The following is a 15,918-nucleotide window of genomic DNA, read 5'->3' as shown; positions in this document are numbered from 1 at the left end:
TTTTGTTAATAATAAACAGTTTATTTGTATTTTTGTAATATTTTGATGCACTTTACATTTCCACTTAATCATAGTTTCTTCATGTTTATCCAATTGTGAAGAAATCAAGGAAATTTATAAGTTAGAATAAGCTTCGCAAACAAACTAAAATTTGTACATATGCGACAGATTCACGTTTTCTGCACAGAAAAATTAATTCAAATGGTTTAAATATATAAAAAAATGTCAATATCAATAAATATACAGTTGTATTTAAACCACTGTTGTTTATAGTTAATCCATCTTTTCAAAACATCTGCCTCAAGGTTCGATTTATGTCTACCGCGAATAAGAAAACATCATTATTGCGAAAGGTCAGTAAAGGTCTTACTGTTAGTTCTGTGATCACAGGAAGTACATTTCTACATGGACCTCCTGTTCTGGCTTTAGGTCTCACTAAATTATTCAAAAAATCTGCCAAAGTAGACGAAACCAATATTCAACTAGCCAATAGCTGGATTGGGGTAAACAACCAACTGATTGAGAAAGTTTTACCAAATCTAAAATGGGACATCACCATTGATGAAAAATTAGATCTCAATCTACAAGGTCGCTATATGATGATTTGTAATCATCAAAGCTGGGTGGATACAACGGTTAATCAATATTTTGGTCTGAATAGAATGCCTCTTACTCGCTTTTTTACGAAGTGGGAGCTGATCTTTATTCCTTTTGTAGGTCAGGCTTTTAAAATCTTGGGTTTCCCAATGATGAAACGCCATACCAAAGAACAAATCGCTAAAAATCCTGAACTCAAACATCGTGATTTGCTAGAAGCACGTAAGGCATGTGAACAACTATTAAGTCACCCATTCACCCTTCTCAATTATTTAGAAGGTACTCGATTTACGCCTGAAAAACATGCACAACAACAATCACCTTATAAGAATCTACTTAAACCCAAAGCGGGTGGCTTAGCCCTAGCATTAAACATACTTGGTGACAAGATTGATGCATTAGTGGATATGACGATTGTCTATCCTGAAGGTGCACCGGGTTATGGGGACTTTTGGTTAGGTGACGTTTCAAGCATTGCTGTTGATTTACGCAAAATTGAAATTCCTGATTGGGTTTTGGGTGGAAATTACGAAGATGATGCAGTTTATCGTGAACGCTTTCAGAAATGGGTAGATCAAATCTGGACTGAAAAAGATCAACTTATTAGTCAACTCAAATCAAGATATAATTCATAATCTCTTCAAGGATTGAGCAGAAAGATGACCCAGCAGGACACCGATAAAAACTCTAAATATAACTATGTTAATCCGAACAGTAAGTTCTTCAAGCTGTTTCTTATTTATGACATTTTCATGGTTTTTATTATTGTTTTCAATTTGTTCTGTCTTGGAATGAACTTTTTCCTGATGAGTAATATTGGTGAATGGTTTTTTAACACCATTCACCTCTATAGCGTTTTAGAGTTTTATCGTAGCTATCTACATCCATGGGTTATCACAACCGAAGCTTGGTTTATTATCTTCCTGATTGTGGAGCTTGCGATTCGTTGGCTACTATCAATCATACAAAAGCATCACGCGCGTTGGTGGTTCTTTCCATTTATTCACTGGTATGAAATTGTTGCAATTATCCCCCACTTTCGCTTTCTGCGTTTATTCCGTGCGGGGATTATCGCGTATCGTTTACATGAGCTTGGATATAAAGTTGTACCCGATAGCATCCGCTTAAAAGCAATTTTTTATTATCGTGTTGTCATGGAAGAACTTTCTGATCGGGTTGTGATCACTGTAATCGATGGCATTAAACACGAACTGGATACTAGCTCAAGTCATAAAAAAATTATTCATGATCTAGTCGATCATCATCGTCAATTATTTACTGTGACACTATCTTCAATGTTGCAAGAATCGCTCGCTAAAGCTTTACAACAGCAACAACCAATCATTACTCAAAAAGTAGGTCATATTGTTAATCAGGCAATCGAAGATACACCTGAACTCACTCAACTATTACGTCTGATTCCTATTGTTGGCAGTCGCATAGAACAACAAATTCAAAGTATCGGACAACGTTTGGGTGAAAACATTACCGCGGGTTTGATTGAACCGTTCACTGCTGGCTCATTTGAACGTCCAAATGAAAACTATTTGCTGATCGCAGAAAAAGTCAGTCAGTTAAATATTGATAACCAATACTTAGAAGAACTCGTAGAATCAGTAGTCTATGAAAGCCTCGAAGCGATTCGAAAACAAGTCAAAGTTAAACAATGGCAACAAACATTAAATGAATATGATCAATTGGATAAAAAAGCAGTGTGATTACAAGAAAATTTACTAATCAAGCTAGAGAATTCGTGTAATTTGTTCTAGCATTTGCTTTTATTTACAACATGCTTAAACACAATAGAGTGCTTAAAAAGCCCTGAAGGATAAATTATGGCTGACATACGGATTACGGGCAGAATGGTGAATTTTAGTCGACTCACGTTCGACACAAATGACCACGATGCAATCCGACAGCAACTTACTAGCACACTAAACGAAGGTTCCTATTTAGGAACTTTAGTCATTCTAGACAGTACCGTTGAACAAGAATTGATTGCTCTTATACAGCTACTGATCGATATTGGTTTACAACCTATGGCTGTAATCGATGGAATCTTAGGTGATGAAGCACGTGCAATCCAATTCCCTGTATTGCCCGCAGATCAACCTTTACAGCGGATCAAAGCATCTAAAGAACAAGTCATCGAACATGTTGTCGAAAAACCAGCAGATCAGGCTGCAAAAGAAATACCACAAAAAGCTACATCAAGTCCGCATATCACCTCATATCATGATGAAATTTTGCGAACTGGACAATGTTTAGTGCAAGATCAGGGTGATATTATCTTGAATGCTGGCATGAATAGTGGTTCTGAAGTAATTGCATCTGGAAATATTCACATCTACGGGAATGCTCGTGGTAGAGTCATTGCTGGTGTGGGTGGACATATGTCCGCACGAATTTTTTGCAATTCGCTTGAAGCAGAATTAATTTCTATTGCGGGCACTTATTGTGTAGCAGATGATATTCCTAAAGATATGATCAAAAAGCCTGTACATATTTATTTAAATAACAAGCAAGAGCTTGAATTTGAAGCCTTGCAGTTTTAAGTTATCACATTAAACACCAAAAAAGCCCTTTTAGGGGCGTATGACCATAAATAGGAGTGGATTCGGTGGCCAAAATTGTTGTCGTAACGTCAGGCAAAGGTGGTGTAGGTAAAACTACAACAAGTGCATCTTTTGCAACAGGTTTAGCCCTACGTGGTCATAAAACTGTTGTGATTGATTTCGATGTGGGTTTGCGTAATCTTGACTTGATTATGGGTTGTGAACGCCGTGTAGTCTATGACTTTGTAAATGTCATTAATAATGAAGCTCGCTTACAGCAAGCACTGATCCGTGATAAAGATATTGAAAACTTATATATTCTTCCTGCATCACAAACACGTGATAAAGATGCATTGAGTGATGAAGGTGTTGCACGAGTTATTGATGAACTTTCTCAAGAGTTTGACTACATCATTTGTGATTCTCCAGCAGGTATTGAGCGTGGCGCTATCCTTGCGATGTATCATGCTGATGAAGCAATCATCGTAACAAACCCTGAAATTTCATCTGTTCGTGACTCTGACCGTATCATCGGAATGTTAGACAGCAAAACTAAAAAAGTTGAGCAAAACGAAGGACGTATTCGTAAGCATCTTTGTATTACTCGCTTCAATCCTGAACGAGCGGATAAACAAGAAATGCTCACGATTGACGATATTTCAAAAGACATTTTACGTGTACCAACACTAGGTGTTGTACCTGAATGTCCAAGCGTACTTCAAGCATCAAACGAAGGTAAACCTGTTATTTTGTACTCTGAAGCAAAAGCAGGACAAGCGTATGATGATTTAGTTGCTCGTTTCCTTGGTGAGGATCGTCCATATCGACACATCACAGTACAGCCAAAAGGTTGGTTAGCTAGACTATTTGGAGCGTAATTATGGCAGGATTCTGGAGTAAACTTTTTAGCAGTGATGAAAAACCATCAAGTGCACAAACTGCCAAAGATCGCTTAAAAGTTATTGTTGCGTCTGAACAAGGTCTTGGTCGTCGTTTAAGCCAAGACAAAATTGATCAAATGAAAAAAGAGATCATGCAAGTGGTAAGTCGTTATGTTCGTGGTGTAGACGAACAACATATCCAAATGCAAGTTCGTTCAGAAGCTAACATCGAAATGTTGGAAATGAATATCAATTTACCTGAAGATCGATAGAAGTTTTTCAATTAGCGATTTTTTGTAAATAAAGGCAAAATACACAACAGAATTTGAAAAGTTTGAGTTTTATTTTCACAATTGTTTTGAAATACTTTTTTCGAATAAATTGAGAGAATTAACGCTTTTCTGATCCTGCATCGTATTTTGCCTTTATTATTTTTAAATTCAGGAGATTGTCATGGCATTATCACAGCCAGCAACTTTCAATGAAGAATGGTCAGATGAGCGTGTTTTTGCCTACCTCAACCAACTTCCTCCAGCAGGCGTAAACGCTGACTTTCACGTTCTATATCATGCGTTTAAACATATGCGCCCAAATGATTACGAACGATTAATTACTAAATTTTTAGCAGATGGTCGTGACTTAAATGCAACCAACCCTGAAGGGCAACGCATTCACGATGTAATTGCACAATTTCCTCGTCAAAAAGATGGATTCTTAGAAGTCCTAGCGAAATTTGCATAATAAAAAAGCCTGCTTCAAGCAGGCTTTGATTTCTCTGTTATCGGCTACCAATCAAATAAACACCGAGCAAAGTAAAGAGCCCTCCAGAAATACCATCAATCCATTTAGCAAAGTTCGGGTAAGCATTTCTGAATGTAGGTAGCGAAAATACAAAAGCCACAAGTAAAAACCATACCAATGTTTCAACAGCTATTATGATAAACAATAAGAAATGATGTTGATCAAAAAGTGGATTAGCAAGAAAGAGCGAGAACACACTACCAAAATAAATGACTGCTTTAGGATTGGATAAATTAGTGAGCAAACCTTTTATAAAAAACAACCATGCTGATTGAGGTAAGGTAATTTGTTTGATTTCCTGCTTTTGTTTAGAAAATGCTGAACGCAGCATCTGATAACCGAGCCAACACAGATATAAACCACCAGCAATCAAAAGTCCTTGTTTAAGCCAAGCCATTTTCTCAAAAATGATATTCAGTCCCATTAATGCCAACAAAGACCACAGCATCGCGCCCATGCATATTCCAACTGCAACTAATACAGCATCTTTACGTGAACGACTTACTGCTGTTTGCGACACAAGGAAAAAATCTGGACCAGGTGTAATCAATGCACAAAAATGAATGAAAATGAGTGTACTTAAAGCGATGAACATAACTGATCTCGATGCTGAGACGATGGTCTATCAGCTTAATTAAAAAACGTGATTTTTACCATATTTAATCTATAAAAATGAAAATAAAAAAGCCTCGAAATTGAGGCTTTTTAAATGATCATTTAGTTTAAACCAAAATATCTCGTTTCCCGTTTGCCCCCATTGAGCTCACAATTCCATTCTCTTCCATCTGATCGATAATTCGTGCAGCTCGGTTATAACCTAAACTAAATTTACGTTGAAGTGATGAAGTTGAAGCTTTTCGGGTTTCCAAAACAAAAGAAACACATTGGTCATATAGAGCATCCCGACTAGGATCACCATCGCCATCTTCAAAACCACGTGATGTAGGTTCTTCATCGAACGGCGTCAAGATTTCATCCACATAATTTGGCTCACCACGTTCACGCCAAGCATCACATATACGGTTCACTTCATCATCACTGATAAATGCACCGTGAACACGCTCAGGCTCGATTTTACCCGGTCCAAGGAATAACATATCACCATGTCCAAGTAAGTCCTCTGCACCACCCGCATCAAGAATGGTACGTGAATCGATCTTACTGTTCACACGTAAAGCCACACGCGTTGGAATATTGGCTTTGATGAGACCTGTAATAACATCGACAGATGGACGTTGTGTCGCAAGTAAAAGATGAATCCCAGCGGCACGTGATTTCTGCGCTAAACGCGTAATCATTTCTTCAGCTTTTTTACCCACCTGCATGATCATGTCTGCAAATTCATCGGCAACAATAACAATCGAAGGTAATGGTGTTAATCGAGGTGCTCTTTCTTGAGTCGCTGAATCACTAGGTTTCCACGTCGGATCAATCAAATCCTCACCATTTGCAATCGCTTCTTCAACTTTACGGTTATAGTCACTTAATTTACGAATCTTCAAGAATGACATCAACTTATAACGACGCTCCATCTCATTTACACACCAATTTAAGGCACTAACAGCGTCCTTCATGTCTGTTACTACAGGTGTCAATAAGTGAGGAATATCACTATAGTTTGCCAACTCAAGTTGTTTTGGATCGATCAAAATTAAGCGCAATTGATCAGGGGTATACTTTAATAACATCGATAGAATCATCGAGTTTACTGCAACCGATTTACCTGAGCCTGTTGTTCCCGCTACTAGCATATGTGGTGCTTTGGCTAAATCAGTCAGTACGGGATTGCCTGAAATATCTTTACCCATCGCCATACTGATCAAGTTATTTGGATCACGATAAGTTGGGGTTTCCAATAATTCGATCAAGCGCACCATTTCACGAGAACTATTAGGTACTTCAATCCCGATATATGGTTTACCAGGAATAACCTCAACAACACGTACGGAAGCCATCGACATTGAGCGCGCTAGATCGCGTGAAATATTAGTAACTTTTGATGCTTTAACACCTGGTGCAAGATCAAGTTCAAAACGTGTCACTACTGGTCCAGGCTGTGCTTCCACCACTTGTGCTTTGACATTAAATTCTTGCAGTTTGATCTCAAGCAATTCAGATAATCTAGCCAATTGATCAGCTGTAAAATTCACTTTCTTATTTGGATCAACACGATCTAATAACTCCAAACCAGGCAAGGTAGGTAAGTCGCGTCGCTTTTGGGCAACTTGCATTGCTCGTGACATTGGTCGTCCGAAAGCATCAGTTAAAGGAGCATCTAGATCAAAATCATCATCCAAATCGATTTCTAATTCTGGTTCTGCTTTACCAGCTGTTTCCTGCCATGCCTCGATGAATGCTTCCTTAGATAATTTTTCTTTTGGTACTTCAACTTCAATTGGTGCTTTTACGAAAGCAGATGACTGGGCATAACTTGTGCTTGTCGAAGGTGTCTTAAACTCATCTTCGTCTATCAATAAATCATCGAAGTCATCAAATTCAGATTTCTGAGTTTGTTTCACCTCATCATGAGCACTGATCGGGGAATGAATATTTTCTTCAACGACTACAGTATTCTCTGGCTTTACAGCGAATTCAAATTCATCAATATCTTCATCCACCTCAAACTGTTGTTTTTGTTGCAATGAAGAAGTCTGCAACTCTTGATTGAATGGTGTATGAACATCTGTCGCTGTTTTGCTATTTGGAACAGCAGCGAGTAATTCATCAAAAATTTCATCATCATTCCAATCTAAATCACGATGATTAGTTTTCTGAACAACATTAGAATGTGATGATGTATTTAACATCTGATGATCATCAAGCTCGTTACGATCATCTGCAGCTTTCAGTAAAGCATCTATTTCTTGTTTATGGCTTTGTTCATCATGTTGCAGTGCACGCCAAACCTCACCAGTTTGTATGAGTCTTTGACTTTCAGCCTCGAATTGGTGCGCACGTTTTAATGTTTGCTCGAAATCGTCCTCTGGTTTTGATTCTTGGGCATTCATGCGTTGTTGTTCTTTTGCGGCCACATCGGCAAATAATCGCTCAGCCAATACCTGATGATGAGAATCATCAAATTTAGTTTGAGTCTCTTGGTTTATAATATCGTGAGTAGAATGATTGGCTAGTACTGGTTCTGCACCTACAGTAGCAGAAGTCTGAGCATTGGTTTTTAACGGCGTTTCAGTCATCGTAATTTGTTCAGTACGATCATACGCTGACTCTTGTTGAGGTACATTCTTATAAAATAGATCCTGCAAATATGCGGGTGTTTTCTTTAGAGTAATCCATGTTTTATCCCACTGGATTCCAAAGGCTAAAGTTAATAATAAAATACTGAATGCAAGTAAAAATAACGTTGCACCATATATTGTCAGCAAGCCAGTCAGACTTTGTCCCAACTCATAACCAATAATTCCACCAGCTGCATTATCTAGAGTGTCCGCAGGAGTATTCCAGTGCAGATAGAACAAACTCGCCACAGATAACACGAGAAAGAATTGTGCCGCATAACGAAACGGACGATTAAGGAAACTTCTTGGCCACCATACTTGGATTGCTTCAATAAACAAAAAAATCGGGAGCAGCAAACTCGCCCATCCTAAGAATCCAAATAACAAATCTGCGATCCAAGCACCTGCAACACCGCTCGCATTGGAAACCTGTTGGGTATCACTAGATATATGCATCCAACCTGGGTCAAATGGAGTATAGGTTACTGTGGCAAGAAATAGATAAATGCCAAAAGAAATCAAAAATAATGTCATTAAAAAGCGTTGTGCATAAACACTTGACACCGCAGTCATATACAGTCCTGTAACCCAATTTCGTTATTTGTTTGTCTATTATTTAAGGTCTGAACAACCCTAATCAATAAGTCTAATATTATGCACGTGTTCTTACAAAAAAGATGCACGATTGTTTACTGTTGTTGTTAACATCCTGATCGGATATAGCGCAATTCGATTGAGTTAATCAATATTATCATCATCGATTTAGCCCACTCCCCTACGGATTCACGTATAATTTTAGCATTTTCAATATAAAAAGGATGTTCTTTAATGAGCGCTCGTCACTCACGGTTAATTATTTTGGGTTCTGGTCCTGCGGGTTACAGTGCAGCAGTTTATGCAGCGCGTGCAAACCTTAAACCAACACTCATTGCTGGCTTACAACTCGGCGGTCAATTAACAACGACGACTGAAGTTGATAACTGGCCTGGTGACCCTGAAGGATTAACTGGTCCTGTACTTATGGAGCGTATGCAAGCCCATGCTGAACGTTTTGGTACAGAAATCGTATATGACCATATCAATGAAGTTGATTTAAAAACACGCCCGTTTGTTTTAAAAGGCGATATGGAAGAATACACCTGTGATGCTCTCATTATTGCAACTGGTGCGACCGCTCAGTATTTAGGTCTTGAATCAGAAGCAGCATTCATGGGACAAGGTGTAAGCGCTTGTGCTACATGTGATGGTTTCTTCTATAAGAACCAAAATGTCATGGTTGTGGGTGGTGGTAACACTGCAGTTGAAGAAGCACTTTATCTTTCAAATATCGCAGCTCATGTCACATTAGTTCACCGTCGTGACAGCTTGCGCTCTGAAAAGATCCTACAAGATCATCTTTTTGCGAAAGAAAAAGAAGGTAAGATCAGCATCATTTGGAACCATCAAGTCGATGAAGTATTGGGTGATAATACTGGTGTAACATCTGTACGTATCAAATCTACCCAAGATTCAAGTACACAAGATGTTCAAGTACAAGGTCTATTTGTTGCGATTGGACACAAACCAAATACAGATATGTTTGAAGGTCAATTGAACTTACGTGATGGTTATATTCAAGTTCAAAGTGGCACTTCTGGTAATGCAACAGCAGCATCAATTGAAGGCGTCTTTGCTGCTGGTGACGTAGCTGATAGTATCTATCGTCAAGCGATTACCTCAGCAGGTTCAGGCTGTATGGCAGCATTAGATGCTGAGAAGTATCTTGATAATTTAAACTAATTTACATTAAGTTTAAAAAGCCACCATTTTTATGGTGGCTTTTTTTGTTAAATGATACATACAATCAAAAACATGGCTTTATTTAACAACAATTATATTTTGGATGAATGCATGACAACAACATGGACCAATGGCTACCAAACTGAAGTCAATTACACCTATGGGTATTATCGTGATCTTAGCCCTAACTTCCAAAAATTCTGCTTACTTTTAAATGGGATAGATAGTCCAGATATTCAGACAAATCAAACACATTGTGAACTTGGCTTTGGGCAAGGTGTCAGCATCAACATACATGCAGCAAGTACTGATGCCAATTTCTACGGTACTGACTTTAACCCTGCACATGCAGCTCATGCCAACCAATTAGCACAACATAGCCAAACTAAGCCGTATTTTTTTGATGATAGCTTTGAAGAATTATTAAATCGAAATGATTTACCCATGTTTGATTCAATTAGCCTACATGGAATATGGAGCTGGATAAGCTATGAAAACCAACACATCATTTTGAAATTCATTCGTAAATATTTAAAACCCAATGGTATTGTCTATATCAGTTATAACTGCGTGACAGGTTGGGCTGCCAATATGCCTATACGCGAGTTATTTCATAGCCATTTTAAATTTAATAGCAAAAGTACAAACCCACTGCAAAAAGTAAATGAAGCATTAAATTTTAGCGAAGAACTACTTAAACAAAATCCAATCTTTGCTCAAAGAAATCCCAATGCTTTGCAAAAAGTAATCGATCTCAAACAACAAAATCCAAATTACTTAATTCATGAATATTTGAATCAAGATTGGCAATGCTTTTCATTTCAGCAAGTAGTCAGAATCCTAGATGAAATTAAATTATCTTATGCTGGGTCTACAGACTTAGGAACGCATTTAGATAACATTAATTTTTCAGAAGAACATCAGCAATTTCTAAATGCGATTGAACACCCGATTTTCAAAGAACAGTGCCGAGATTATTTTGCCAACACGCAATTTAGACGAGATTTATTTATTCGAGGCAAAAATAATTTAACCCCATTACAAGTCCAAGCAAAACTCCGAAAAACAGCATTTGTACTTCTAATAGCCAAAGAACAATTACCGAATAGCATTACAGGCCTATTGGGGACATTCAATTTGATAGAGGAAATTTATCAACCTATTGGCAATCGATTTGCTGAAGTTAATTATCAACCGCTCACTATTGCAGATTTAGAGGCTAGTTTTCCCGAGCTTCACTATGCAAAAATCTTAAATGCGCTCGTTATCCTGTGCCATCTTGGACTAGCCCAACCATGTCAAAATAATGAACCATCTCAAAAAATGTTCGAGCATTGCCACAATCTAAATCACTACATTTTAAAACAAGCGAGTTTTCATCAAAACTATGGCGTTTTAATTAGTCCAATCACAGGCATTGGTATACCGACTGAACATTTTCATCAATTATTTTATCGCGCTCATTTTATAGAGGGTTTAACGACTGCAACAGATTTTGCTTACTATGTGCAAGATGTCATCCAACAGCTTGGGTGGTTAGTTTTAGATAAAGATGGTCAAACGGTTTCAGATCAAGTTAAAAGCATTGAAATTATCCAATCTAAAGCCCAAATATTTTTAGAAAGTAAGAAGTTGGAAATCGCGAAACAATTGCGTTTATTTAATTAAATACTGATGATCAAATGGCGAAGTACTATATTTGCCATTCGACCTTTCTTAGATTAGTTTAATCTGAATCCTTTCCATATTCATTTTATTATGCATCAACTTCCACCCTCTCAATATATTTTTCCTGATCCTATTGAAGCAGATCCCGAGGGACATGGTTTCATCTGTATTGGTGCAGATCTTTCACCGTCTACATTATTTGAAGCCTATACACATGGATTATTTCCATGGTTCAACGAAGATGAACCTATCTGTTGGTGGAGTCCTGAACCACGTTGCATTATCGAACCACAGGCATATAAACCTAGCAAATCCTTACTACGAAATATGAAAAAACATGATTATCGAATTACGATTAATCATGCATTTGAACAAGTCATTCGTGCCTGTTCGTTACCACGAAGTTATGCAAATGAGACATGGATTAGTGAAGATATAATTGAAGGATATTCAGCTCTATTTAAAGCAGGATATGCCTATAGTGTCGAAGTCTGGAATAGTGAACAGCTTGTAGGCGGTTTGTATGGTGTCACTATTGGTAAAGGATGTTTTGGTGAGTCGATGTTTAGCACCGAAACAGATGTCTCTAAAATGGCATTTTATACACTGATGTTAATTGGACAGGAAAATCAACTGCCTTGGATCGATTGCCAATTGGTCAACGATCACCTTTTAAGTCTTGGAGCACGTACACTTTCTCGCCAAGCCTATTTAAAATCGTTACAAGATGTAATTATTACCCCCTCTATCAATTGGAAAAGTTATCAAGAACGTGTATTTTCAAGTAAAACAATAGCTCTTTTTTCAAAATTAGACGGTTAACGGATTAACACCTTGGAGGGACAGATTAATGAAATCATACCAACCCAAGTCCCTTTTAAATGACTTACAGTATTACATTACTCCACCACATGACTGTAGTTACCTCGATAACAAATCAGCTCGGATGGTGTTCTTAGATCCAATTCATCGCATTGATGTGGTGACATTATCTGAACTGTCACGTGTTGGTTTTCGTCGCAGTGGTGACTTTGTTTATCGCCCAGAATGTCATTTATGTCGTCAATGTTTGTCGTGTAGAGTCCCTATTCAAGAATTTCAAATGAATAGCAGCCAAAAAAAGGCATGGAAACGCAATCAAGATTTAAGCATGAATATCTTGCCTACCTCGCAAGCGACAGAACAACATTATCAGCTTTATGAGAGATATATTAACGAGCGACATTCAGATGGTGATATGTATCCAGCCAATTATGATCAGTTTGAGAAGTTTCTCGTACACAGTTGCACAGAAAGTTTTTTTATCGAATTATGGAAAGACCAAAAACTAATTGCGGTCTCTACTTGTGATTTGATGGATGATGGTTTATCTGCGGTTTACACATTCTTTGACCCAGATGAACAACGTCGCTCCTTGGGCGTTTATGCCATTCTTAAACAAATTGAATATGTAAAAACTCTAAATCTTGATTATTTGTATCTTGGTTATTGGGTGCCACACTCAGCGAAAATGAACTACAAGTCACAATACACACCACTTGAACTATTACTAGATGGTCAATGGCGTAGACTCAATCGCCCATTATCTGAGAAAGAAATTCATCAACTCGGAAACTCACTCATGAGTACACTACCTTCAGAGTGGAATGATCTAATCATTAAATAATTTAGGATTTAAATAAAGACGCGAAATCATCAGTGCATGTTTTGACCATAATCACAGCATGCTCTTTTGTACCATCCAAATTGGGATAATAATTTTTGCGTAAATCTATTTGATGAAAATCCATTTTTTCATACAAACGAATTGCAGCATGATTGCTTTGACGTACTTCTAAAAAAATTTGGATAGGATTATTTTTTAAAAGTTGAATTGAATAATCTAATAACTCGTATCCAAGGCCTTTGCCCTGCTGGCTTGGATGGATCGCCATCAGTAACAAATTAGCTTCATCTAACACAGGCTGTAAAATACAGAATCCTACTATTTGATTTTTAGTTTCATAGACTGTGCATTGGTAAGAAAGCAAAGACTCCTGAAATTGTTTTTTAGACCACGGATGTGTTTGAACTAAACATTCAATCTCAGCAACTTTATCCAAATCCTTTTCTTGCATCAATCGAATCACGTGAATACCTTGTCAAAAACCTAATTGGCAGATTATCGACAATTTAAAACCAAATTTAAATAAAAAAAATGGGCAATCTGATTGATTGCCCATTTTATTTAGTGAGGATTAAAACCTAACTCGGCACGCCATTTATTTAATAATTCAGTGGTGTCGTAGTCATTTGGATGGAATTTAGGTCTTAAGAACGCTAGTAAAGTTGGTATTTGACGGGTCATAAAACCTTTATAACCATACATAAACTTCAGCATATATTTCGTGTCACGCCATGTTAGTTTTCCATCAGTTTTGAGTAGTTTTGCAGTGAAATAAGATTGGGTAATAAAAATCAGACCCATTGCAATCACAAGTGCTAGTGATCTCATAAAATAAGCTTTAGCACCTTGACCATACATAGCCTCGTACACATCAAAGACAACAGCTTTATGTTCATTTTCTTCAACAGCATGCCACATCCACAAATGATACATGGTCTCATCCATGAACATCGATTGGATATCTGGATTACTTAATAATTCCTCAGCAATTGTAGAGGTAAAATGCTCTAAAGCACATGTTCCAGTTAATCCAATCATTTCTTTGTTGAAACCAAAAGGTTTAAGTAATGTAGTAATTACATTAACACCATAATTGATCACTTTGCCTGTTTGCTCTTCCATCTTACGAACATCATAACCATAGGCTTGAGCAGATGCATTGAACGCTAAATGCTCTTTAGAATGCATCGCCTCTTGACCAATAAAAGCACTAATTTCTTTCTGCAAACGAGGGTCAGCTAATTTAGGATCGTTTCTAACCGCACGAGTACTGTTTACAAAAAATTGTTCACCTTCAGGAAATAGCGCTGATAAAGCAGTCATAAAATGCGTGAGTGCAGCATCACCATTTGCCCAATATCGAGGCACATCACCAAACTCAAAATCCATTCGACGTACAGGGAAACTAGCGCCAGCACGATTTGAAATATTGACTTTAGCATTCATACCTTATTCTCCTTAATGATGAATCCATTCTTTGTTTTTATCCATTCTTATTTTATACGCTGTTTATCATGCTTTAATTAAGTGCAGATAAGGTCATAAAAGCATCATCTTAGGACATGTCTTCAAGTTTTTATGAAAATATTAAAAATAGAAAAAGGGCAAATTCATGCCCTTTAAAAACAAACAGTATTGAAGAAAATAAGGCTTACAAACCTAATTTCGCTTTCCAATCTTTTAATAATTGAACTGTATCTAAATCATTCGGATGGAACCGTGGTTTAAAGTACGCCAGCATTTCTCCTGCCATTCCTGCGATGATCCCTTTTGATGGACTATAACCATACTTATAAATCATTCCCAACTCTTTAAGATTTAGCTTTTTATCTTGCTTAAGCAAACGTAAAGTGAAGTATGACTGAAGAATAAAAATTAAAGTCATGGCAAATACGAGCGCTGTTGTACGTAAGCCGTATGCTTTAATTCCTGTGCCAAAAACAGACTCATATACATCATATGCAACTGCTTTATGCTCATTCTCCTCAACCGCATGCCAGAACCACATATAAGACATTGTGTCATCTGTCATCAAATCTTGGATATGCTTATTACGCAATAATTCAGATGCAATCGTCGCTGTAAAATGCTCTAGGGCAGTCGTAGCGGTGAGATCAACCATCTCACGTGTCATACCAAAAGGTTTTACGATTTTCGAAAAATTATTTAAAGCAAATTGAATGTAACGACCTGTAATTTGTTCTAAGGCTCTTACATCATGACCGTATTTTTGAGCAGAAGCATTGAAATTAACATGCTCTTGAGTATGCATTGCTTCTTGACCAATAAACGCACTAATCTCTTTTTGCAGCTCTTCATTCTCTTTAATCGCTGGGTGATAACGCACAGCACGAACTGAATCAATAAATAATTTCTCACCATCTGGAAATAAAGCAGATAATGCAGTCATAAAATGTGTAAGACCTGCTGAGCCACTCATCCAGTATTCAGGTACTTGATCAAAATCAAAATTCATACGACGTACTGGGAAACTTGCACCTGCACGATTTGAAATATTTACTTTAGCATTCATACCGCCTACTCCTTTTCAGTGAACTTTTTTCACTGAGCACTTTTGTTCGTTTTCTTGAGTTTTATATTACGTTTTTATATGGATCAATTAAGTGCAGTTTGGGACAGCAAAGTATCAGTTTGGGACACTATTCAATAAAATTGTCAAACAATTGATATAAAAAAACACCCCTTGAGGGGTGTTTTTTTATCACTCTAGGCGA

Annotated in this window: 15 protein-coding genes; 10 read left to right on the top strand and 5 right to left on the bottom strand. The window is 37.4% G+C overall.

Features of this window, described 5'->3' with window-relative positions; translation table 11 throughout:
- Positions 1–314: 314 nt before the first annotated feature.
- The 6 genes from IRT38_RS07670 (at position 315) to IRT38_RS07645 (ending at position 4,774) form a co-directional block, all read left to right on the top strand.
- On the top strand, positions 315–1,232 hold the full coding sequence (locus IRT38_RS07670) for an acyltransferase (RefSeq protein WP_194597361.1): 918 nt from the start codon (positions 315–317) through the stop codon (positions 1,230–1,232).
- Positions 1,233–1,256: 24 nt separating this feature from the next.
- Positions 1,257–2,315 carry a preprotein translocase subunit SecA gene (locus IRT38_RS07665; RefSeq protein WP_129262133.1) on the top strand — a complete coding sequence of 353 codons (1,059 nt, stop codon included), beginning with the start codon at positions 1,257–1,259 and terminating at the stop codon, positions 2,313–2,315.
- Between the two features lie 117 nt (positions 2,316–2,432).
- A complete protein-coding gene (gene minC / locus IRT38_RS07660) occupies positions 2,433–3,152 on the top strand; it encodes a septum site-determining protein MinC (protein WP_004913931.1) in 720 nt (239 codons plus the stop codon).
- Positions 3,153–3,217: 65 nt separating this feature from the next.
- Positions 3,218–4,030 carry a septum site-determining protein MinD gene (minD, locus tag IRT38_RS07655; protein ID WP_004913932.1) on the top strand — a complete coding sequence of 271 codons (813 nt, stop codon included), beginning with the start codon at positions 3,218–3,220 and terminating at the stop codon, positions 4,028–4,030.
- Between the two features lie 2 nt (positions 4,031–4,032).
- Positions 4,033–4,305 carry a cell division topological specificity factor MinE gene (minE, locus tag IRT38_RS07650; RefSeq protein WP_004663449.1) on the top strand — a complete coding sequence of 91 codons (273 nt, stop codon included), beginning with the start codon at positions 4,033–4,035 and terminating at the stop codon, positions 4,303–4,305.
- 181 nt (positions 4,306–4,486) lie between these two features.
- The gene (locus IRT38_RS07645; protein ID WP_004952694.1) at positions 4,487–4,774 is read left to right on the top strand and encodes a PA4642 family protein; all 288 of its coding nucleotides are present in this window, start codon (positions 4,487–4,489) and stop codon (positions 4,772–4,774) included.
- Between the two features lie 37 nt (positions 4,775–4,811).
- Here IRT38_RS07645 and rhtC read toward each other — a convergent pair whose 3' ends face one another.
- Positions 4,812–5,429 carry a threonine export protein RhtC gene (rhtC, locus tag IRT38_RS07640; protein ID WP_194597360.1) on the bottom strand — a complete coding sequence of 206 codons (618 nt, stop codon included), beginning with the start codon at positions 5,427–5,429 and terminating at the stop codon, positions 4,812–4,814.
- A 127-nt stretch (positions 5,430–5,556) separates the two neighbouring features.
- Complete coding sequence (locus IRT38_RS07635; protein ID WP_194597359.1) at positions 5,557–8,643, bottom strand: DNA translocase FtsK 4TM domain-containing protein; 3,087 nt, start codon at positions 8,641–8,643, stop codon at positions 5,557–5,559.
- Between the two features lie 255 nt (positions 8,644–8,898).
- Between IRT38_RS07635 and trxB the strand changes: the two genes are divergently transcribed.
- The 4 genes from trxB (at position 8,899) to IRT38_RS07615 (ending at position 13,183) form a co-directional block, all read left to right on the top strand.
- Complete coding sequence (trxB, locus tag IRT38_RS07630; RefSeq protein WP_004952686.1) at positions 8,899–9,849, top strand: thioredoxin-disulfide reductase; 951 nt, start codon at positions 8,899–8,901, stop codon at positions 9,847–9,849.
- A gap of 111 nt (positions 9,850–9,960) precedes the next feature.
- Positions 9,961–11,517: a class I SAM-dependent methyltransferase gene (locus IRT38_RS07625; protein WP_194597358.1), complete on the top strand. Its 1,557-nt coding sequence runs from the start codon at positions 9,961–9,963 to the stop codon at positions 11,515–11,517.
- A 90-nt stretch (positions 11,518–11,607) separates the two neighbouring features.
- Complete coding sequence (aat, locus tag IRT38_RS07620; RefSeq protein WP_004952680.1) at positions 11,608–12,339, top strand: leucyl/phenylalanyl-tRNA--protein transferase; 732 nt, start codon at positions 11,608–11,610, stop codon at positions 12,337–12,339.
- A 28-nt stretch (positions 12,340–12,367) separates the two neighbouring features.
- Positions 12,368–13,183 (top strand): arginyltransferase, encoded by an 816-nt coding sequence (locus tag IRT38_RS07615; protein ID WP_194597357.1) that lies wholly within the window; start codon positions 12,368–12,370, stop codon positions 13,181–13,183.
- Between the two features lies 1 nt (position 13,184).
- Here the strand turns inward: IRT38_RS07615 and rimI are convergent, their stop codons facing one another.
- The 3 genes from rimI to IRT38_RS07600 form a co-directional block, all read right to left on the bottom strand.
- Complete coding sequence (gene rimI / locus IRT38_RS07610) at positions 13,185–13,646, bottom strand: ribosomal protein S18-alanine N-acetyltransferase (protein ID WP_004913946.1); 462 nt, start codon at positions 13,644–13,646, stop codon at positions 13,185–13,187.
- Positions 13,647–13,744: 98 nt separating this feature from the next.
- Positions 13,745–14,629, bottom strand: coding sequence for a metal-dependent hydrolase (locus IRT38_RS07605; protein WP_194597356.1), 885 nt, complete (start codon positions 14,627–14,629; stop codon positions 13,745–13,747).
- 205 nt (positions 14,630–14,834) lie between these two features.
- Positions 14,835–15,716: a metal-dependent hydrolase gene (locus IRT38_RS07600; protein ID WP_004952673.1), complete on the bottom strand. Its 882-nt coding sequence runs from the start codon at positions 15,714–15,716 to the stop codon at positions 14,835–14,837.
- Between the last annotated feature and the right edge of the window lie 202 nt (positions 15,717–15,918).

This window comes from Acinetobacter sp. SK-43 (genome assembly GCF_015351505.1).
Taxonomy (GTDB): Bacteria; Pseudomonadota; Gammaproteobacteria; order Pseudomonadales; family Moraxellaceae; genus Acinetobacter; species Acinetobacter junii.
The sequence above is the reverse complement of the archived record's forward strand: the minus strand, read 5'-3'. Positions and strand labels throughout refer to the sequence as shown.

Bases quoted from the DNA above. Each gene is read 5' to 3' on its own strand.
- IRT38_RS07670 (WP_194597361.1), top strand. From the start codon at position 315: ATGTCTACCGCGAATAAGAAAACATCATTATTGCGAAAGGTCAGTAAA.
- IRT38_RS07665 (WP_129262133.1), top strand. From the start codon at position 1,257: ATGACCCAGCAGGACACCGATAAAAACTCTAAATATAACTATGTTAAT.
- minC (WP_004913931.1), top strand. From the start codon at position 2,433: ATGGCTGACATACGGATTACGGGCAGAATGGTGAATTTTAGTCGACTC.
- minE (WP_004663449.1), top strand. From the start codon at position 4,033: ATGGCAGGATTCTGGAGTAAACTTTTTAGCAGTGATGAAAAACCATCA.
- IRT38_RS07645 (WP_004952694.1), top strand. From the start codon at position 4,487: ATGGCATTATCACAGCCAGCAACTTTCAATGAAGAATGGTCAGATGAG.
- rhtC (WP_194597360.1), bottom strand. From the start codon at position 5,429: ATGTTCATCGCTTTAAGTACACTCATTTTCATTCATTTTTGTGCATTG.
- IRT38_RS07635 (WP_194597359.1), bottom strand. From the start codon at position 8,643: ATGACTGCGGTGTCAAGTGTTTATGCACAACGCTTTTTAATGACATTA.
- trxB (WP_004952686.1), top strand. From the start codon at position 8,899: ATGAGCGCTCGTCACTCACGGTTAATTATTTTGGGTTCTGGTCCTGCG.
- IRT38_RS07625 (WP_194597358.1), top strand. From the start codon at position 9,961: ATGACAACAACATGGACCAATGGCTACCAAACTGAAGTCAATTACACC.
- aat (WP_004952680.1), top strand. From the start codon at position 11,608: ATGCATCAACTTCCACCCTCTCAATATATTTTTCCTGATCCTATTGAA.
- IRT38_RS07615 (WP_194597357.1), top strand. From the start codon at position 12,368: ATGAAATCATACCAACCCAAGTCCCTTTTAAATGACTTACAGTATTAC.
- IRT38_RS07605 (WP_194597356.1), bottom strand. From the start codon at position 14,629: ATGAATGCTAAAGTCAATATTTCAAATCGTGCTGGCGCTAGTTTCCCT.
- IRT38_RS07600 (WP_004952673.1), bottom strand. From the start codon at position 15,716: ATGAATGCTAAAGTAAATATTTCAAATCGTGCAGGTGCAAGTTTCCCA.